16 protein-coding genes are annotated in these 19,822 nt (G+C 69.8%); 8 read left to right on the plus strand and 8 right to left on the minus strand.

Annotated elements, in window-relative coordinates:
• Window positions 1-7 precede the first annotated feature (7 nt).
• The 3 genes from AMK34_RS32735 to AMK34_RS32745 are packed head-to-tail and all read left to right on the plus strand — an operon-like array spanning window position 8 to window position 3,833.
• A complete protein-coding gene (locus AMK34_RS32735; protein ID WP_073847914.1) occupies window positions 8-823 on the plus strand; it encodes an ABC transporter ATP-binding protein in 816 nt (271 codons plus the stop codon).
• 17 nt (window positions 824-840) lie between these two features.
• Complete coding sequence (locus AMK34_RS32740) at window positions 841-1,818, plus strand: ABC transporter substrate-binding protein (protein WP_073847915.1); 978 nt, start codon at window positions 841-843, stop codon at window positions 1,816-1,818.
• Window positions 1,818-3,833, plus strand: coding sequence for an iron ABC transporter permease (locus tag AMK34_RS32745; RefSeq protein ID WP_073847916.1), 2,016 nt, complete (start codon window positions 1,818-1,820; stop codon window positions 3,831-3,833). Before AMK34_RS32740 ends, AMK34_RS32745 begins: the two co-directional genes overlap by 1 nt.
• A 368-nt stretch (window positions 3,834-4,201) precedes the next feature.
• On the opposite strand, the gene htpG is transcribed toward AMK34_RS32745, so the two are convergent.
• Genes htpG through AMK34_RS32760 form a run of 3 tightly spaced genes read right to left on the minus strand, consistent with a single transcriptional unit; the run spans window position 4,202 to window position 8,970 of the window.
• Window positions 4,202-6,067 (minus strand): molecular chaperone HtpG, encoded by a 1,866-nt coding sequence (htpG, locus tag AMK34_RS32750; protein WP_073847917.1) that lies wholly within the window; start codon window positions 6,065-6,067, stop codon window positions 4,202-4,204.
• Between the two features lie 20 nt (window positions 6,068-6,087).
• Entirely contained in the window at window positions 6,088-7,683 is a 1,596-nt protein-coding gene (locus AMK34_RS32755) for an alkaline phosphatase D family protein (protein ID WP_073847918.1), read from the minus strand.
• A gap of 51 nt (window positions 7,684-7,734) precedes the next feature.
• A complete protein-coding gene (locus AMK34_RS32760; protein ID WP_073847919.1) occupies window positions 7,735-8,970 on the minus strand; it encodes a YncE family protein in 1,236 nt (411 codons plus the stop codon).
• A gap of 144 nt (window positions 8,971-9,114) precedes the next feature.
• On the opposite strand from AMK34_RS32760, the gene AMK34_RS32765 reads away from it, so the two are divergent.
• Together AMK34_RS32765 and AMK34_RS32770 are read left to right on the plus strand one after the other, a co-directional pair.
• Window positions 9,115-10,254: a PucR family transcriptional regulator gene (locus AMK34_RS32765; protein WP_038518564.1), complete on the plus strand. Its 1,140-nt coding sequence runs from the start codon at window positions 9,115-9,117 to the stop codon at window positions 10,252-10,254.
• 62 nt (window positions 10,255-10,316) lie between these two features.
• Window positions 10,317-11,978, plus strand: a complete 1,662-nt coding sequence (locus AMK34_RS32770) for a sulfatase-like hydrolase/transferase (protein ID WP_073847920.1) — start codon at window positions 10,317-10,319, stop codon at window positions 11,976-11,978.
• Window positions 11,979-11,996: 18 nt separating this feature from the next.
• Here the strand turns inward: AMK34_RS32770 and AMK34_RS32775 are convergent, their stop codons facing one another.
• Window positions 11,997-12,956 (minus strand): helix-turn-helix transcriptional regulator, encoded by a 960-nt coding sequence (locus tag AMK34_RS32775; RefSeq protein WP_073848021.1) that lies wholly within the window; start codon window positions 12,954-12,956, stop codon window positions 11,997-11,999.
• A 61-nt stretch (window positions 12,957-13,017) separates the two neighbouring features.
• Between AMK34_RS32775 and AMK34_RS32780 the strand changes: the two genes are divergently transcribed.
• Entirely contained in the window at window positions 13,018-14,175 is a 1,158-nt protein-coding gene (locus AMK34_RS32780) for an epoxide hydrolase family protein (protein WP_073847921.1), read from the plus strand.
• A 49-nt stretch (window positions 14,176-14,224) separates the two neighbouring features.
• Here AMK34_RS32780 and AMK34_RS32785 read toward each other — a convergent pair whose 3' ends face one another.
• The gene (locus AMK34_RS32785; RefSeq protein WP_038518572.1) at window positions 14,225-15,229 is read right to left on the minus strand and encodes an aldo/keto reductase; all 1,005 of its coding nucleotides are present in this window, start codon (window positions 15,227-15,229) and stop codon (window positions 14,225-14,227) included.
• A 46-nt stretch (window positions 15,230-15,275) separates the two neighbouring features.
• Between AMK34_RS32785 and pdxR the strand changes: the two genes are divergently transcribed.
• Window positions 15,276-16,631 carry a MocR-like pyridoxine biosynthesis transcription factor PdxR gene (gene pdxR, locus AMK34_RS32790; RefSeq protein ID WP_143202681.1) on the plus strand — a complete coding sequence of 452 codons (1,356 nt, stop codon included), beginning with the start codon at window positions 15,276-15,278 and terminating at the stop codon, window positions 16,629-16,631.
• 219 nt (window positions 16,632-16,850) lie between these two features.
• On the opposite strand, the gene AMK34_RS32795 is transcribed toward pdxR, so the two are convergent.
• The gene (locus AMK34_RS32795) at window positions 16,851-17,210 is read right to left on the minus strand and encodes an arsenate reductase family protein (protein WP_038518577.1); all 360 of its coding nucleotides are present in this window, start codon (window positions 17,208-17,210) and stop codon (window positions 16,851-16,853) included.
• A gap of 90 nt (window positions 17,211-17,300) precedes the next feature.
• On the opposite strand from AMK34_RS32795, the gene AMK34_RS32800 reads away from it, so the two are divergent.
• The gene (locus tag AMK34_RS32800; RefSeq protein WP_073847922.1) at window positions 17,301-17,870 is read left to right on the plus strand and encodes a YdeI/OmpD-associated family protein; all 570 of its coding nucleotides are present in this window, start codon (window positions 17,301-17,303) and stop codon (window positions 17,868-17,870) included.
• A 1-nt stretch (window position 17,871) separates the two neighbouring features.
• Here AMK34_RS32800 and AMK34_RS32805 read toward each other — a convergent pair whose 3' ends face one another.
• Both AMK34_RS32805 and AMK34_RS32810 read right to left on the minus strand, forming a co-directional pair.
• On the minus strand, window positions 17,872-19,077 hold the full coding sequence (locus AMK34_RS32805) for a PP2C family protein-serine/threonine phosphatase (protein WP_073847923.1): 1,206 nt from the start codon (window positions 19,075-19,077) through the stop codon (window positions 17,872-17,874).
• Between the two features lie 9 nt (window positions 19,078-19,086).
• Entirely contained in the window at window positions 19,087-19,782 is a 696-nt protein-coding gene (locus tag AMK34_RS32810) for a TetR/AcrR family transcriptional regulator (RefSeq protein WP_038518585.1), read from the minus strand.
• Window positions 19,783-19,822: the final 40 nt, after the last annotated feature.

Raw genomic sequence — 19,822 nt, forward strand, 5'->3', positions numbered from 1 at the left:
TCCCCTCATGTCTACGGAAGACGCGCTGCTCACCGGCCATGACCTGGTGCTCGCGCACCAAGAGCGGGCCGTGGTGGACGGGGTGTCCCTGTCCCTGCGCGCCGGTACGGTGACCGCGCTGGTCGGGCCGAACGGCTCCGGCAAGTCGACGCTCCTGCGTTCGCTGGCGCGGCTGCACAAGCCGCGCGAGGGCGGCGTCCGGCTCGGAGAGCGCGCCGTCTGGGGCGGCAACGCGTTGTCCGGCAAGGAATTCGCCCGCCAGGTCACGCTGCTGACCCAGCACCGGCCCACCCCGAGCGGGGTCTCCGTGCGCGACGTCGTCTCCTACGGCCGGTATCCGTACCGCTCCGGCTGGCGCGGGGTCGACATCGACGGCGCCGCCGCGGTCCGCCGCGCGATGGAGCTCACCGGCGTGACGGCGATGGCCGAACGCGGGGTCGACGAGCTCTCCGGCGGCGAACTCCAGCGCGTCTGGCTCGCCTCCTGTCTCGCCCAGCAGACCTCCGTGCTGCTGCTCGACGAGCCCACCAACCATCTCGACCTGCGCTATCAGGTCGAGATCCTCGACGTCGTCCGCGATCTGGCAGGAGAAGGCGTCGCGGTCGGCGTGGTGCTGCACGACCTCGACCACGCGGCGATCATCGCCGACGAGGTCGTCCTGCTGAGCGAGGGAACCATCGTGGCCACGGGTGACATCGGGCAGGTGCTCACCTCCGAACACCTCTCCAAGGCCTACGGCGTCACCGTCCACGTCGCGAACGACCCGGTGACGGGCGCGATCCACTGCAGGCCACTCGGGCGGTATTCGCCCAGGCCCGCCTGAGAAATCCAGGAAGAACCATGCGTTTGCCGATCCCCGCCGCCCTCGTCGCGGCGACCGCCCTGCTGCTTTCCGCCTGCGGCACCACGGAGAACACCGCGGCCGCGCCGAGCGGATCCGCCGCCGCGAGCGGACCGGTCACCGTGACCGACGCGCGCGGCAAGGCCGTCACCCTCAAGGCCCCGGCGAAGCGCGTCGTCGCGCTGGAGTGGGGCGAGGCCGAGATGGTCGCGTCGCTCGGTGTCATGCCGGTCGGCGCCGCGGACGTCGCGGGCTACAACGTCTGGGACAAGGCCGCTCCGCTGTCCGCCGAGGTCAAGGACGTCGGCAAGCGCAACGAGCCCAGCGTCGACGCGATCGTCGGGCTGAACCCCGACGTCGTCATCATCGCCGACGAGCGTGACTCGACCCTGGTCCCGCAGATCGAGAAGTACGTGCCGGTCGTGGTGACCAAGTCCAGCGACGCGAGCCGGAACTTCGACCGCCTGCGCGAGGACTTCAAGCTGATCGCGAAGACGGTCGGCAAGGAGGCCGACGCGGACAAGCAACTGTCCGAAATGGACGCCAAACTCGCGGAGGGCAAGAAGGCCGTCGAGGCCAAGGGCGCCGCGGGCACCCCGTTCCTGATGGCCGACGGCTACCTCGAAGGCAGCACCGTCAGCATCCGCCCGTTCGGCAAGGGTTCGCTGGTCTCCGACACCGCCGAGGCCGTCGGCCTGAAGAACGCCTGGACCGGCAAGGTCGACCCGCAGTGGGGTCTCGGCCAGACCGACGTCGAGGGCCTGACCGCGATCACCGACCCGAAGACCGTGCTGTTCTACAGCGCGTCCGAAGAGGACGTCTTCACCACCGGGCTCGCGCAGAACGCCGTCTACCAGCGGCTGCCGTTCGTCGTGTCGAAGAAGATCCACAAACTCGAGTCGGGCACGTGGACCTTCGGCGGACCGAAGTCGATCATCATGACCGCCGACCAGATCGTGAAGGCAGTCACGGCCTGATGCGTGCCCGCACCATCGCGGTGTCGGCGGGGCTGGTGGTGCTCATCGCCGTCCTCGCCGGCATCCACCTGACGCAGGGCACTTCGACGTCCGGTCCGCTGGACGTGGTGAAGGCGATCTTCGGCCAGGGCGACGCGCAGACCCTCGCGGTACTGGAGGGCGCGCGCGTCCCCCGGCTGCTCGCCGCGTTGCTGCTCGGGATCGCGCTCGGCGTCGCGGGCGCGGGAATGCAGTCCGTGGCAAGGAATCCGCTCGCCTCGCCGGACACGCTCGCGGTCAACGCGGGCGCGCATTTCGCCGTGGTCGCCATTTCCGCGTTCGGTCTCTCGCTACCGCTCGTGCCGGTGGGCGGGGCGGCGTTCGTGGGCGGGCTCGCCGCGGCCGTCGTCGTACTCGGTCTCGCGGGCGGCGGTGCCGCGAGCCCGCGGCTGGTCCTCGTCGGTTCGGCGATGCTGCTGGCGCTCCAGTCGGTGACCGTCCTGCTGCTGCTCCTGTTCGAGGAGGAGACGAGCGGCCTGTTCGCCTGGGGCAGCGGTTCGCTGACGGTGGCCGATCTGCGCGCGACCGCCCAGATGACGCCGATCGTGGTGATCGCCGTGGTGGCGCTCGTCGCGATGAGCGGCAAACTCGACATCCTCGCCCTCGGCGACGACAACGCGACCGTGCTCGGCCTGCGCGTCCGCCGGACCCGGGTCACCGCGATCGTGCTGACCGTCGCGCTGACCGCGGCGGCGGTGACCGTCGCCGGGCCGGTCGGGTTCGTCGGGCTGAGCGCGCCGGTGATCACGCGGCTGCTGCTGCCGATCGCCAAACATCGTGCCCTGCTGCCGGTTTCCGGGCTGGTCGGCGTCGTCACGGTGCTCGGCGCCGACGTCGTCCTGCGGGCGATCATGGGCTCGGCCGCCGCCGTGCGGGTGCCGACCGGGGTGGTGACCACGATCGTCGGCGCCGTCGTGATGGTGTGGCTGGCGCGGCGCGGCCGGGGAAGCGGCTCGCGCCGTCCGGCCCCGGCCGGGCGGGTCGGGGTCGCCGGATCGACCCGGCGGCTCGTGCTCATTTCCGTCGTCCTGGTGGCGCTCCTCGCCGTCGTCCCGGTAGCAGGCCTGATGCTGGGCGACCGCATAGTGCTGCTCGGCGATCTCGCGAACTGGGTCACCGGCAACACCGGGACCGCGCTCACCTTCGTGCTGGACCAACGACTTCCGCGGGTGCTGGCCGCGCTGCTCGCCGGTGCCGCGCTGGCCGTGTCCGGCTGCGGGATCCAGTCGGTCAGCCGCAACCCGCTCGCCGAACCCGGGTTGCTCGGCATCACCGCGGGCGCCGGGCTCGGCGCGATCACGCTGATCACCATCGTCCCCGCGGTCGGCGCCTGGTCGATCGCCGGCGCGGCCGGCGCCGGCGCGACCGTGGTGTTCCTGCTGGTCTACGGGCTGGCGTGGCGGTCGGGGCTGGATTCGGACCGGCTGGTGATCATCGGCATCGCGGTCTGGTCGGCCGGGATGGCGCTGATCACGCTGCTGATCGTGGTCTCCGACCCGTGGAACTCGGCCAAGGCGCTGACCTGGCTTTCCGGGTCGACCTACGGCCGCACGCTGGACCAGGTCGTGCCGGTGGCGCTCGCGCTCGTCGCGCTGACGCCGTTGCTGTGGATCAAGCACCGGGAACTCGACCTGCACGCCCTCGACGAGGACACCCCGCGCGTGCTCGGGATGCGCATCGAACGGTCACGGCTGGTGGTGCTGGCGGCGTCCGGGATCCTGGCGGCCACCGCGGTGTCCGCCATCGGTGTGGTCGTCTTCGTCGGCCTGGTCGCACCGCATCTGGCGCGCTCGCTGGTGGGTGGACGGCACGGCCGGATCGTCCCGGTGGCCGCGGCGCTCGGGGCGCTGCTGGTGAGCGTCGCGGACACCCTGGGGCGGACGGTCATCGCGCCCGCCCAGATCCCGGCGGGCCTGGTCATCGCGATGGTCGGGACGCCGTACTTCGTGCTGGTGCTCTGGAAGACCCGGCCGTAGCGAGCCGTCAGGATGCCGGGACGGCGAAGGTGCGTGTTCCGGACGGGCTGTCGAACTTGAGTCGGCGGTGCAAGCGGGCGCACCACCGAGGCCTACCGCCCCCGGACTGTCCAAAAAGGTCACTTTTCGAGATCAAAGCGCCCGATTCAGGCACTTTGCGCAGTATTGCCCGGGGGTCGTGAGTGGCAATTGTCGTTCTAACCCTCTTTATCACTCACGACCTCTGCGCAAAGCGCTCAAATCGGGCATCGAGTCAGTCTCGGCGTCCCTTGTGGACGGTTCAGGCCACGATCGGCCCTCGGGTCGCCTGGTCTGAAGGGGCCCTTCACCGCATGCGATGCGGTGAAGGGCCCCTTCAGACCACGGAACTACAGGGTCTTCTGCAGGTGCGTGGCGAGCAGCTTGGTAAAGCGCGCCGGGTCGGCCAGTTCGCCGCCTTCGGCGAGCAAAGCCATGCCGTACAACAGTTCCGCGGTCTCCGCGAGCCCTTCGGACTCGCCCTTCTCGGTGAACGAGGACCGCAGCCCGGACACCAGCGGGTGCCCCGGGTTCAGTTCCAGGATCCGCTTGATCTGCGGCAGTTCCTGGCCCATCGCGCGGTACATCTTCTCCAGCGTCGGGGTGACGTCGTTCGTGTCGCCGACGATGCAGGCGGGCGACGTCGTCAGCCGCGACGAGAGCCGCACCTCCTTGACCTGCTCCGACAGCGTCGTCGTCAGCCAGGTCAGCAGCCCGGAGAACTCTTCCTTCTGCTCGTCGGTGGTGTCGGAGTCGAGTTCGACCTCGCCCTTCGCGACCGACTGGAACTGCTTCTCCTCGTAGCCCGAGACGGCGTCGACCCACATCTCGTCGATCGGGTCGGTGAGCACGAGCACCTCGTAACCCTTGGCCTGGAAGGCTTCCAGATGCGGGGAGTTCTCGATGCTCTGCCGCGATTCGCCGGTCAGGTAGTAGATGTGCTCCTGGCCGTCCTTCATCCGCTCGACGTACTCACGCAGCGACGTGAGCTTCTCCGGGTCGTTCGTCGAGGCGAACGAGCAGATGTCGAGGATCGCGGTGCGGTTCTCGTGGTCGTCCAGCAGGCCTTCCTTGACGGCCCGGCCGAACTCCTTCCAGAAGGTGTCGTACTTGTAGCGGTTCTCGTCGGCCATCAGGGTCTTGACCGTCGACAGCACCTTCTTGACCAGGCGACGGCGGATCAGCTGGATCTGCCGGTCCTGCTGCAGGATCTCGCGCGAGACGTTGAGCGAGAGGTCCTGCGCGTCGACGACGCCCTTCACGAAGCGCAGGTATTCCGGCATCAGCGCTTCGCAGTCGTCCATGATGAAGACGCGCTTCACGTACAGCTGGACACCGCGTTTGCGCTCCCGCATGAACAGATCGAGCGGCGCGTGGCCGGGCAGGAACAGCAGCGCCTGGTACTCGAAGGTGCCTTCGGCCTGGAGCCGGATCGTCTCCAGCGGGTCGTTCCAGTCGTGCGCGACGTGCTTGTAGAACTCGTTGTACTCGTCCTCGGTGACGTCGGACGACGGACGGGCCCACAGCGCCTTCATCGAGTTGACCGTGACGACCTCTTCGCCTTCGGTCATCCGGATGGGCCAGGTGATGAAGTCCGAGTACTTCTTGACGATCTGCTTGATCTTCGTGGCCGAGGTGTAGTCGAAGAGCTGGTCTTCGGCGTCCTCGGGCTTGAGGTGCAGGACGACCGACGTGCCCTGCGGCAGGTCCGGGACCGTCTCGATGGTGTACGTGCCTTCGCCCTCGGATTCCCAGCGGACGCCCTCGTCCGATCCGGCGCGGCGGGTCAGCAGCGTGACCTTGTCGGCCACCATGAAGCTGGCGTAGAAGCCGATGCCGAATTGGCCGATCAGATCCTGCGAGGCCGCGGAATCCTTGGTCTCCTTCAGTTTCTTCAGGAATTCGGCGGTGCCGGATTTCGCGATCGTGCCGATCAGCGCCACGACGTCGTCCCGGCTCATCCCGATTCCGTTGTCCCGCACGGTGAGGGTGCGGTTTTCGGGGTCGGTCACGATCTCGATGTGGAGATCGTCGGTGTCCGCCTGGAGTTCCTTGTCGCGGAACGCTTCGAGGCGGAGTTTGTCCAGTGCGTCGGAGGCGTTGGACACCAGTTCCCGCAGGAAGGTGTCCTTGTTCGAGTAGATCGAGTGGATCATCAGCTGAAGCAGCTGACGTGCCTCCGACTGGAACTCGAGTGTTTCGGCAGAGGTTGTCACGGGCCGATATTACCCAGCGCCTATTCGGCCCGGGTAAGCCTCTGTCGGGCCACTTCGACCAGTCCGTCGCCGGTCGCCTGCTCGATCGTCGTGACGCACGCCCGGCCCTCGGTCTCGACCGTGGCGATGACGTTGCCGAAATGCGGTCCGGACACCTTGGTCCAGGTCAGCGGGTCGGGCGCGACGCCGCCCCGGCCGGCCCAGCGGCGCGCGAGGGACGCCACCGCGGCCGACCACGTGCCGGCGAAAGCCCATCGGAGGAAACGCGGCATGGCGTTGTGGACCGGGGAGCAGGTGAGCTGGAAGACGGTCGAAGTCACCGGCTCGGGGTAGTGCGCCTCGGCGATGTAGGCGTGGTGGACGTCGCCCGAAAGCACCGCGATGGTGGCGGGCGGATCGTCCCGCCGTCCCTCGCGGGCGATCATCGCGGACAACCGCTCGAACGACGCCCGGAACGCGGCCCAGTGTTCGAGGTCGGCGGCCTGGCGGATCTTCTCCGCGAGCCTGCCGCGCCATCCGGGACGGTCGCAGGCACGTTCGTTCAGCGACTGCAGGTGGGAGATGACCGGCGGCAGCAGCCAGGGCAGCGACGAGCCGATCAGCAGGTGGTCGCACGGCGCGGCGGCGTTCTCCTCGATCCAGTCGAATTCGTCGTCGTCGACCATGGACCGCGCGCCGCCCGCCAGGATCCGCCCCGCCCGGCTGTCGATGACCAGCAACCGCACGCCGCCGAAGTCCCGGCGATAGCTCCACCGCGCGCCTTTGGTGCCGTCGCGTTCGTTGTCGGCTTCATCGGCGAACGCGGAGAGCAGCTCGGCGTTGTCACCGCCGGAACAGATCGCCTTCTGGAAGGTGCCGTCTTCGGCGAGCTCCGCGGGGCCGAGGTTCCCCAGGTGCTGGTAGACCCAATACGACATGATCGCGCCGCGCAGCCGTTCCCGCCACCACGGCTGCGCGCGCATCTGCCGCTGCCAGGCGAGGGAGGTGTTCCAATCGTCGCGGACGTCGTGGTCGTCGAAGATCATCGACGTCGGCACGGTGGACAGCAGCCAGCGGATCGCCGGTTCGCCCCAGGCCTCGAAGTACAAGTGGGTGTATTCCTCGAAGTCCATCACCTCGGTACCCGGCGGCCGGGAGGTGTCCCGGCGGCGTTTCAACCATTCCTGCGTCTCGTCGGTGGTCTCGTCCGCGTAGACCTGATCGCCCAGCATCAGCAACGCCTGCGGCCACTCGGTTTCCTCGCCCGCGGCCATCCGGCGGGCGTACGCGGCCAGCGCGTCCGGGCCGAAGGCGTCGCCGTCGTGCGGTTTGCGGCACGAGCCGAAGACGAGCCGGACCCTCGACTCCTCCTCGGGCAACGTCCGGATCCGGCTCGGCGGGAACTCGGAACCGGCCGGAGGCCACACCTTTTCGCCGTCGACGCGCACTTCGTACTCGACGCACGAGCCGGGTTCGAGACCGGTCAGCACCAGCAGGGCGTAGTGATGTCCCTTGATCTCGAACGTCCTCGCGGTGGTGCCGAGCACTTCGACCTCACCGGCGGTGCCGGTCTCGACCCACACCGTCGCCGACGTCTCGTCGACATGCCGCAGCAAGGGCCCCAGGCGCAGACTCATTCCTGAAACGGTGCCACAGCGGAGCCAAGATCGTGCGCTGAGCGGCGCGGGTCACCGGCCGGCGGGCCCCGCCCAGCCCTCGGGAACGTGGCCGATCCGGATCCGCTGCGGGTGGTCGCCGACCGGAATGGACTTCACCTTCGCGCCGGTCGCGAAGTCGATCGCGGTCACCTGGTCCGATCCGCTTTCCGAGATGACGCAATGCCTTCCGTCACCGCTCACGGTCGCCCAGTACGGCTTCGCCGCCGTCACGAGCTGAGCCTCCCGCAGGCTCGCGCGGTCCACAATGGTCGCGTAGTCGTCCATCGTCCCGGCGACGCAGAGCTTGTCGCCCGCCGGGCTCATCGAAAGCCCGTGGTGCCGGGAGTCGTTGACCCAGGTGGTGCGGTCCTCGCTGGTGTTCGGGTTCTTCGGCAGCGTCTTCGACCGCGTGATCCGGTCGGTGGCGACGTCGTATTCGAGAAGGCCGTTGAAGAACGACACCTGGAAGTACAGCTTCGACTCGTCGGGGGTGAAGGCCACCGGCCGGACGGCGTCGGAGAGATCGCCACGCCCGAAGGCGTCCAAGCGCTCGCGCATGTCGATCACCTTCACCTGCTTGAAGGTGGTCGCGTCGACGACGGTGAGCCGCCGGTCGCCCTTGGTGAAGTCCTGCCACGGCGCGTCGAGCGCGGTGTTGACCTCGCCGATCGAGCTGTTCCAGAGGTACCGGCCGCCGTCGGTGTAGGTGTTCTCATGCGGTTTGTCGCCGGTCTTGAACGAGCCGAGCTGCCGTCCGGTCTCGATGTCGAGCACGTGGACGGTGTTCGACGTCGAGGCCGACACCGCGATGCTGCGGCCGTCCGGCGACACGGCCATGTGGTCGGAGCGGAAACCCGACACCGGGAACCGCCAGTTGACCCGGCCGGTGGCGAGGTCGATCGACACGACGTCGGCGAAACTCGGGCGGGAAGCGACCACCGCGCGGCCGTCCGGGGTGGTGTAGAGATCGTCGACGAGCTGGTCGTGTCCCTCGCCGACACCGTTGCGGATGCCGAGGAAGAAGGCGAGTTTGATCGGGTTCAGGTAGATCTCGGTGAGCCGTTCGTCCTTGTCCGGCACCATGTTCACGCGCGCGATCTTGGCGTAGTCGCCGGAAGGCGCGATGACGTCCGCGGTCCCCTCCCAGTTGTTGCCCACGAACAGCACCTGCCGCAGGCCGTCTTCCGCCGCGGCGGCGGGCGCCGAGCCCAGTGCCGCGGCGAGGCAGGTCACGAGGACGGTGTTCAGCAACCGGCGTTTCCGCATCACGCGCACCTTTCGGCGAGGGCCTGTTACCTTTCGGTAGCTCACAGGAAACCAACCGGCCGGACACCCTCGGTAGGGGACGGCCGCCAAGGACCGCCGGCTTCGTTGTGCACCGGGCACAATCCGCGCGGGAAGGCGGTGGCGATGGCGCACCGGTCGCTCCACGAGGTGCTGGCCGCGATGGCCGCCGACGCCGATGTCGTCGACGAAGTGGTCCGTGCCGCCCGCACGGAGTCGCCGGAGGTCGCGATCCTGCCGGTGGGCGAGAACCGGCGGCACGTCGCGATCGTGCTCGCCGCCGGGCTCGCCTCGTTCGACCGGCCGGGCGGGGCCGGGGAGCAGGACTACGCCGCGGCCGCCGTCCTCGGCGCGGACCGGGCCACGCAGGGGGTCCCGCTCGCCGCGCTGCTGCGCGGGGTGCAGGCCGGCCGCAGCCGCGCGGTCGAGATCGCCGTCGAACGCGGCAAGGCGGCCGGGGTGCCGGACGACGTCATGCTGGCGGCACTGGTCGACTTCGACCGGAACACACGCGCGCTCGAACGGCAGGTCATCGCCGGATATCACGAGGCCGAACTCGAACTCTCCCGCACGGTGCACGACAGCCGGGCCCGGTTGCTGCGGCGGTTGCTGGGCGGCGACACGGCCGCGCCCTCGGCCGAGGAGGTCGCGAACGTCGGGCTGAACCCGGGCGGGCGCTATCACTGCCTGCTCTCCGACGTCGGCGATCCGTACCAGGCGCGGGTCGTCGAGCGACGGCTCGGCGCGACGGGTGGCGTCTTCGGCCTGGTCGACGGGCGGCTGACCGGGCTGGCGCCGCGGCTTCCCACCTCGTCTGCGCTCGGGGACGACGTCCTCATGGTGGTCTCCCCCGCCGTCCCGCTCGCGGAGGTCCGCGGGATGCACGCGTTGTGCGTGATGGCCTTGCCGACGGCCGCGCGGTCCCGCGGTCTGCACGCGGTGGCCGATCTGGCCGTCGAGACCGCGCTCGCCGCCCAGCCGGGGCTCGCCGCGCTCCTCGGCGACACCCTGCTGAGCGCGCTGACGCCGGGCGACGACTTCCACGAGCAACTCGTCTCGACCGCGCTGGCCTACCTCGACCACGGGCGGCGGCTCGACCAGACCGCCGCGGCGTTGCACGTCCACGCGAACACCGTGCGGTACCGGCTCGCCCGGCTCGGCGAGATCACCGGGGCGTCGCTCGATCCGCCGGAAGACGACGGCGGTACGCATGTGCGGCACACCGTCGGCTGGTGGTGGGCGCTGCGCACCTGGCGATCGGGCTGAACCGCCGGGGCCCGTCGTCCGTGTAACCCGGTGAAGGCTTCTCCACCCGGAAGGAACCCGCCTTGTCGGTTTTCACGCGCCCCGCCCTCGTGGGCCTGCCCGGCGACCGGACGGCCGCCCGTGAGATCGCGTCCAGCGCGGTGACCACCCTGTCCGCCGTTCTCGTGCTGTTCGCGCTGCTCGCGCCGAACGACCTCGACGCGCTGACGCCCGAGGCGTTCGTGCGGTTGCCGGTGGAGGCGCTGCTCGGGGTGGCGGTGGTGCTCATGCTGCGCGACGGCGCCCGGCGGATCGTCGCGGTGTCCGCCAGCGCGATCCTCGGGCTGCTGACCGTGTTCAAGGCCATCGACATCGGTTTCGGGCTCGCACTGAACCGGCGGTTCAACCCGGTTTTCGACTGGGGTGTGCTCGGCAACGGCGTCGACCTGCTCGGTACGTCGATCGGCAGGACGGGCGCGATCGCGTCGTTCATGGGGCTGACGCTGCTCGCGGTAATGGTGATCGTGCTGATGGCGCTGGCCGTGCTGCGGCTGAGCCGGGTGGTCGCCGGAAGGCGCACGGCGGCGACCAGGGTGACGGCCGTGCTCAGCGTAATCTGGATGGTGTGCGCGGTCTCCGGCGCTCAGCTCGCTCCGGGACAGCCCTTCGCTTCGCGCAGCGCGGTCGCTTTCGCCTACGACGACCTCCGCCAGGTCCGGGCCGGAATCCGGGACAGGCAGGCCTTCGCCGAAGAAGTCGCCGTCGACGCCTTCCGTGACACGCCGTCTTCCGGGCTGCTGAACGCGTTGCGCGGCAAGGACGTCCTGTTCACTTTCATCGAAAGCTACGGCCGGGTGGCCGTCCAGGACTCGGACATCGCACCCAAGGTCGACGCGGTCCTCGACGCAGGGACCGCGCGGCTGAAGAACGCGGGCTACGGCTCGCGCAGCGCGTTCCTGACGTCGCCGACGACGAGCGCGGGCAGCTGGCTGGCGCACTCGACGTTCCAGTCCGGGGTGTGGGTCGACAGCCAGCACCGCTACGACGACTTCGTGAGGACCGACCGGTTCACCCTCGGCGGCGCGTTCAAACGCGCGGGCTGGGAGACCGTCGGCGTCGTCCCGGCGCATACCGAAGACTGGCCGGAGGGCAAGGTCTACGGCTACGACCGCTACTACGACTCGCGAAGCATCGGGTATCACGGCCCGCAGTTCTCCTACGCCACGATGCCGGACCAGTTCACGCTTTCGGCGTTCCAGCGGGCCGAACGCGGGAAGCCGGACCGCCCGCCGATGATGGCGGAGATCGACCTCGTCACCAGTCACTGGCCGTGGACACCGCTGCCCCGCATGGTCGACTGGGCCGCCGTCGGCGACGGATCGATCTACGATCCCATGCCCTCGCAAGGGAAAACACCCGAAGAGGTGTTCACCGACCCCGCCAAGGTGCGGGGCGCGTACGGCGACTCGATCGCGTATTCGCTGAACTCGCTCATCTCGTACGTGGAGACGTACGGCGACGACGATCTCGTGCTCGTGTTCCTGGGCGACCACCAGCCGAACCCGATCGTCGCCGGCGCGGGCGCGGATCACGACGTCCCGATCACCGTGGTCACGCGGGACAAGGCGGTACTCGACAAGGTCGCGGCGTGGGACTGGCAGGACGGCCTGCACCCGGACCGGAACGCGCCGGTGTGGCGAATGGACACGTTCCGGGACCGGTTCCTGACCACCTTCGCCCGCTGAAAACCCGCATTCAGAGGACTAAATGCGGGTGGCGTCGCGATATCGATCGGCCAGCTCGCGCAAGTAGTCGACTAACTGCGGGGGTTCGGTGACGTGGAAGGGGGCGTTGAGGAGTCCTAAGTGGACGGCCATCGTCTCGATGCTGTCCGCGCCGGTGTGCAGGACGCAGGTGTTCGCGTCGACGGCCTCCACCGTCCCGACGGCCGGGTTGATCCGCGCGGTCACCTCTTCGGCGGACGCGTGCACGGTGACGTCCGCCCGGTAGCGCCAAGCGGCGGACGACACCCCACGCCGCACGCGATCCGTGACGTCCTCGGGCAGCTCGCGCGCGGTGAACCGCGGGCCGGTGGGGATACGCGGGGTCAGCCTGTCGACGCGGAAGGTGCGCCAGTCGCCGCGGTCGAGGTCCCAGGCGACGAGGTACCAGCGACGCCCCCAGTTCACCAGGCGATACGGCTCGACCTTGCGGGCGCTTTCCGAACCGTCGTGCGTCCGGTAGCCGAACCGCAGCACCTCGCGATCCCGGCAGCAGGCCGTCAGCACGGTGAGCGTCTCGGCGGTGACGCGCGGGCCGGGCTCGTCCCTCGGCACCGGGACCGTGTACGCCTGCAAGGCGTTCACGCGGCGGCGCAACCGGGACGGCAGTACCTGCTCCAGCTTGGCGAGCGCGCGCAACGACGTCTCCTCCACACCCGCGATGGTGCCGCCGGCCGCGGTGCGCAGGCCGATCGCGACCGCGACGGCCTCCTCGTCGTCCAGCAGCAGCGGCGGCAGATCGGCGCCCGCGCCGAGCCGATAGCCGCCGACGGAACCGCGGGTCGCGTTCACCGGGTACCCGAGCGCGCGGAGGCGCTCGACGTCGTTGCGGATCGTGCGGGCGCTGACCTCCAGGCGTTCCGCCAGTTCGGTGCCGGTCCAGTCACGGGGAGTCTGCAGCAGGGAGAGCAAACGGAGCAATCTTGCCGAGGTTTCCAACATTTCTTCAGGCTGCTCCTCCATTAGGAACGGGATGTTCCTAATGGCACTCTACCTTGGTCTCATGAGCGAAAACACCGAGATCAAGCCCTTCCGCGTCGAGATCCCGCAGGCCGAGCTGGACGACCTCGCCGACCGCCTGGCCCGCGTCCGCTGGGCGAACGAACTGCCCACCGACCAGGTGACCGACGGGGTGCAGCGCGGACCGGTCACGCCGGGCTGGGAGTACGGCGTGCCGCTGGAGTACGTGCGACGGCTGGTCTCGTACTGGCGCGAGGGCTACGACTGGCGGAAGTGGGAGGCGAAGCTCAACGAGTACCCGCAGTTCACCACGGAGATCGACGGGCAGAACATCCACTTCCTGCACGTCCGCTCGCCGGAGCCGGACGCGACGCCGCTGATCCTCACGCACGGCTGGCCGAACTCGGTCTTCGAATACCTCGACCTGATCGACCAGCTGACGGACCCGCGTTCTCACGGGGGCGAGGCGGCGGACGCGTTCCACGTGGTCATCCCTTCGCTGCCCGGGTTCGGCTTCTCCGGCCCGACGCGCGAGAAGGGCTGGAACCGGTACCGCACGGCTCAGGCGTGGGCCGAGCTGATGCGCCGCCTCGGCTACGAGCGCTACGGCACGCACGGGAACGACGCCGGTTCGTTCGTCGCCCCCGAGGTCGGCCGGATCGACGCCGAGCACGTGCTCGGTGTGCACGTGACGCAGCTGTTCTCGTTCCCCAGCGGCGACCCGGCGGAGTTCGAGGACATGACCGAGAAGGAACTGGAGTACATGCAGTTCCTTCAGTCCTTCAACGACGACATGTCCGGCTACGCGAAACTCCAGGAAAGCGCGCCGCAGAACCTCGCGCACGCGTTGGCCGACTCGCCGACCGGGCAGCTGGCTTGGAGCGCGCAGCTGCTGTCGGCCACGAGCGACGACCACGTGCTCACCAACGCCACGCTGTACTGGCTCACCAACACCGCGGCTTCGGCGGCGCGGTTCTATTACGAGGACAAGCACAGCGAGCACCCGGCCGAGCCGACGACCGCGCCGACCGGGCTGGCCAGCTTCGCCTACGACTTCCGGCCGCTGCGGCGCTTCGCCGAGCGGGACCACGCGAACATCGTTTCGTGGCAGGAATTCGACCGCGGCAGCCACTGGGCGACGCAGGACGCGCCGGACCTTTTGGTGGGGGACCTCCGGGCGTTCTTCCGCAAGCTTTCCTGACGGGGGCTGAAGGGGGCTTTCACCGCATGTCATGCGGTGAAAGCCCCCTTCAGCTACCGGCGCCGTCCAGCAGCGCCATGGCCTCCGCGCCCAGCTCCAGCGTGAAGGCCGGCCGGATCGCCTCGTAGTGTTCCCAGGTCCGCGGGCCGATCAGCGGCAGCACCCGCGGCGACGTCTGGCGCAGCAGCCATGCCAGCGCGACCTGGTTCCCGGTCGCCCCCACCTCCCGTGCCACCGTTTCGACGGCGGCCATCCGCGCCTCGCCGTCCGCGCCGGCGTAGGTCTGCCAGACGGGATGCGCCAGCCGCCGCGCGGAGTCGTCGTAGATCCCGCGCAGAATCGACGAGTACGCGGCGAGCGCGATGTCTTCGTTGTCCCGCAGGAAGTCGAGCATGTCCCCGGTGGCAAGCGACGCCGAATCGGCCACCGGCCGCAGGTACGAATGCTGCAACTGGACGGCCACCGGCGAGGCCCAGCCGTGCCGCTCCGCGAGCGCGCGGATCCGTTCCAGCCGCCAGGTCCGGACGTTGCTCCAGCCGATCTGCCGCACCTTCCCCGCGCGGACGATCTCGTCGAGCGCGGCCAGCGTCTCCTCCAGCGGGGTCGCCCGGTCGTCGACGTGGACGTAGTACAGGTCGATGTGGTCGGTGCCGAGCCGCCGCAGGCTTTCGTCGACGCCGCGCCGGATCACGTCGCCGCCCGCGCCCTCGAAATGGCGTCCGATGTAATCCCAGTCCGCGGTGCCGTCGTCGTGATACCCCTTGCGCGCGCTGTCGGCGTCGGCGACCGCGGCCGACACCTTCGTCGCCAGGAAGACCTTGTCCCGCCTGCCTTTCAGCAGTTTCCCGAGCAGTTCCTCGCTCTCTCCGCCCGACGCGCCGGGCACCCACCACGAGTAGCAGTTCGCGGTGTCGAGGAAGTCGCCGCCGTCGTCGAGGTACGCGTCCAGGATCCGCGCCGAGGTCCGCTCGTCGGTGGCGGTGCCCATCGTCATGCACCCGAGCGAGACCTGGCTGACCTTCCGGCCGGTCCGGCCGAGTTCCACCTTTTCCATGGTCTGGACCTTATGCGCGATCGGTCCGGTACTACAGTCCGTTCCCATGACCGGATCCCGGACCAATCTGGCTTGGGACGTGCTTCTCGACCTCTCCGGGCCGGGCCCCAGGCACGAGCGGCTCACCAGGGCGCTGCGCACCGTGATCCGCGAAGGCACGCTCGGCTCCGGCGCCGCGTTGCCGCCCAGCCGCACCCTCGCCGCGGATCTGGGGTGCTCCCGCTGGGTGATCACGCAGGCGTACGAGCAACTGATCGCGGAGGGCTACCTCGCCGCGCGCACCGGATCGGGCACCGTCGTGCGCTGGTCCGCGTCGAGCGCCGAGCCCGCGAAACCCGCCGTACGCAAGGTTTCGCCGCCCGAGATCGACCTCGCGCCCGGCCTGCCCGATCTGCGGCACTTCCCTCGGACGCGCTGGGCGGAGGCGGTCCGCGAAGTACTCGTGAACGCGCCCCACGGCGAGTTCGGCTACCCCGTCCCCGGCGGGCATCCGCGGCTCCGCGCCGTGCTCGCCGACCACCTCCGCCGCTGCCGGGGTGCGGTCGTCGACGACGTGCGGATCGCGTCCGGCGTCACCGACGCGTTCGGCCGCCTGTGCCGGGCGCTGCTCGCGGCCGGGATCACCCGCGTCGCGGCCGAAGATCCCGGCTGGCACACCCTGCGCCGCGTCGCGACACGCGCCGGGCTCGACGTCGTCGGCGTCCCGGTCGACGAAGACGGGCTCCGCGTCGACGAGATCCCTCCCGGCGTCCGGGCCGTCCTCGTGACCCCGGCGCACCAGTTCCCCACCGGCACCGTCTTGTCACCCGCCCGCCGCGCCGGGCTGCTGGCCTGGGCGCGCGAAGCCGACGGCCTGATCATCGAGGACGATTACGACGCCGAGTTCCGCTACGACCGGCGTCCGGTCGGGACGGTGCAGGGCATGGATCCGGCGAGGGTCGCGCTGCTCGGCTCGGTCAGCAAGACCCTCAGTCCCGCGCTCGGCCTCGGCTGGTACACCGTCCCTCCACAGTGGACGGACAGAGTGGAGCCTTCCCCCGCTCCGCCGGCCCTGGACCAGCTGGCGTTCGCGGCCTTCCTCGAACGCGGCTCGTACGACCGGCATCTGCGCGCGGCCCGGCGCCGCTACCGCGCCCGGCGCGACGCGCTGGTCGACGCGCTCGGCCCGGCGCGTCTGTCCGGCGTCGCCGCCGGCCTGCATCTCGTACTGGAGCTGCCCGGCGAATCCGCCGCCACGGTGGTGGAACGGGCGGCGGCCAAAGGCCTGCGCGTGGCCGATCTCGGCGACTACCGCGTGGCACCCGGCGAACCCGGGCTGGTCCTCGGTTACGGCAACCTCGCGGACGGCTCCGTGAGCACCGCGGCCCGCCTGTTGCGGGAAGCCATCGCGCACCCCTCTTGAGTGGCAAGGACGGCCATGGAGGGGTAGGGCAAAGTTGGCGTATTCGGGCTGGACCGGTGATGCGACACCGCACTCGCGTGCTTGGAGGCGGATCTCGCGTGATCGGAGGCCGAACACTCGAGTGCGGCGTCCAAGCACGCGAGTCACGTTTCCGATCACGCGAATCACGTCTTCGTGCCACCCGCCAGGTACTAACCGTCCTCGCCACGCACGAGGCGGTCAGTCCGGAAGTACCGACTGAACGGCCTCCGGGGTCCGCCCGACCACGGTCGTGCCGTCGTCGGCGGTGATGATCGGCCGCTGGATCAGCTTCGGATGCGTGGCCAGCGCCTCGATCCAGCGGTCGCGGTCGGCGGGGGTGCGCCCCCAGGTCTTGAGTTCGAGTTCCTTCGCGATCGGCTCGGCGGTGCGGGTGATGTCCCACGGCTCGAGCCCGAGCCGCTTGAGGACGGCCTTCAGTTCCTTCGCCGTCGGCGGCTCCTCGAGGTACTTCCGCACGGTGTACTCGGCCCCCGCCTCGTCCAGCATCGACACCGCGGACCGGCATTTGGAACACGCCGGGTTCACCCAGATCTCCATCCGGGTCCACCTCCCTTCGAAAAGTGCTCACTCGATGAGCACTTTGCTTCCGATGATGGTCATAGACGTTACGACGAAAGGAACCCGGCCATGGACGAGACCATCTTCAGCGCCGCCTCCCCCGCCGAGTGGCGCGCCTGGCTGGCCGAGAACTCCGGGACCGAAAAGGAGGTCTGGCTGGTCATCCCGCACAAGGACAGCGGCGTCGCCGGCGTCCGGATCGAAGAGGCGATGGAGCAGGCCCTGTGCTTCGGCTGGATCGACGGGCTTCACCGCAAGAACGACGCCACCAGCTCGCGGCTGCGGTTCACCCCGCGCAACCCCCGGAGCACGTGGAGCCGGGTCAACCGCGAGCGGGCCACCCGCCTGATCGCCGAAGGACAGATGACCGAACGCGGTCAGGCGATGATCGACCTGGCCAAGGCGAAGGGCCGCTGGCAGGTCGTGCCGGACGGCGACGGTGTCCCGGAGGACCTGCGTGCCCGGCTCGACGCCCACGAGGCCGCCCGCACTCATTTCGAGAAGTTCCCGCCGTCGTCGAAAAGGCTGATCCTGGAATGGATCCTGACAGCGAAGAAGCCGGAGACCCGGGAACGGCGGATTACCAGGACCGTCGAGCTCGCGGCCGTGAACGTCCGCGCGAATCACCCGGTCCGGTGACTCAGTTCGGTTCGCACCGGGCGACGAGGAGGGCGATGTCGTCCTGTGCCGGGGTGTTGCCGACGAGCGCGGCCATCACGCGTGCGCAGACCACTCCGGGCTGCTCCGCGGAGACCACCCCCGCGAGCCGCTGCAGGCCGACGTCGATCAGCTGATCCCGGCGCTCGACGAGACCGTCGGTGTAGAAGGCGAGCACGGCACCGGGCGGCAGTTCGACAACGGTTCTTCGGCGCCGCGGCCCGGTGACCCCGATGGGCGGATCGACCGGCGCGTCGACGAACACCGACGGACCACCGGGCGGCGCGAGCACCGGCGGCAGATGCCCGGCCAGCGAGATCGCCATGCTGTCGCGCGAAGCCGTCAGCAATCCGTACACGACGGTGGCCAGCGAGCCCGGCTCGAAATGCTGCACCTTCCGGTCCAGTTTGGACAGTACTTCCGCCGGATCGTCCGATTCGAGCGCGTAGGCGCGCAGCGCGCTGCGCAGCCGTCCCATGATCACGGCGGCGTTGAGGCCGTGCCCGGCGACGTCGCCCATCACGATGCCGAGCCGGTCGCCCGGCAGTGAGAACAGGTCGTACCAGTCGCCGCCGACCCCGGGTTCGGTACCCGGCACGTACCGCGCGGAGAACCGGATGCCCGGAACGGCGGGCAGCCGCCCCGGCAGCAGGCTTCGCTGGAGCGCCGCCGCGGCCGCCCGATCGCTGGCGGCGATCTCGATCTGCACTTCCAGCGCGAGCCGCGCGGCCACCAGCCGCAGCAGTTCGACATCGCTCTCGGGGAACGCCCGCGACGTCACAGACCCGACATGCAGGACACCGACGAGCTCGTCCTCGGCCAGCATCGGCACGCCGAGCAACGTGCGCAGCCCCCGTTCCCACAGGAGCGCGTTCACCACCGTGGTCTCGTCCACGTGGTCGATGATCACCGGTCGCCGCTGCGCGGCGACGCGTCCCGCGAAACCGGCTCCCACGGGGATCCGGACGTCTTGGTAGACCTCTTCTTCGATACCGGAGGCGGCGATGGCCTGCAGCTGCTGGGCCGACGGGTCGAGCCGGAGCACCGTCGCCGTGTCGACCCCGAGGACTTCGCGCACGCGCGCCAGGATCGTGGCCATCACCTTGTCCTGGCCGAGTTTCCCCAAGGCAGTGTCGGTGATGGCTTCGAGCACCTGGAGCCGATCGTCGGCTGTCGGGGTCTCGGGCATGCGCTGAGCCTAACCAGTCCGATCGGCGGCCACCTCCCAGCCCGCCGCCAGTTCGTCGAGGTCGTCCGCCAATGCTGCACTCGGCGGAATGGCGTCCCTCGGGACGCGGCAGGCGAGCGCCGTGCCGAGCCCGGCCATCCGGATGACGGTGTCGATCAGCGCCTCCGGCTCTTCCGGCCAGTCGAACCCCGGCTGGGCGATCAGCAGGCTCACGCAGCCGTGCATCGCCGACCAGAGGCCCATCGCGAGGACCTCCGGTTCGCCGCGCAGGATCCCGGCCCGCACGCAGGCGGCGGTCGCGTCGGCGAGGTACCGGAAACAGGCGACCGCGCCGGGCGACGAACCGCCGGAGGGACGCATCAGGAGCACGCGGTACTGCACCGGATGGTCGAGTGCGAACCGGGCGTACACCCGTGCGCGGCGGCTGAGGGCACGCATCGGATCGGCGACCTCGACGGCATGCTCGTGCATACGGCGCGCGAGTTCGTCCCACACCCGCAGGCAGACCGCCTCCAGCAACGCGTCCCGGCTGGGGAAATGCGCGTAGACCGACGGCGTGGAGACGCCCGTGCGGCGCGCGACGGCTCGCAGCGTCAGCGCCTCGTCGGTACCCGCCTCGCCGAGCAGGGCGTCGGCGGCCGACAAGATCTCACCGCGCAGCTTGTCCCCTTCGCCCGGCCGCGCCTTCGTCCGCTTCGCGCCCATGCCGTGATGCTGCCAGCATTGACTTGACACCGTCAACTTG

Source organism: Amycolatopsis sp. CB00013 (genome assembly GCF_001905755.1).
Lineage (GTDB): Bacteria > Actinomycetota > Actinomycetes > Mycobacteriales > Pseudonocardiaceae > Amycolatopsis > Amycolatopsis japonica.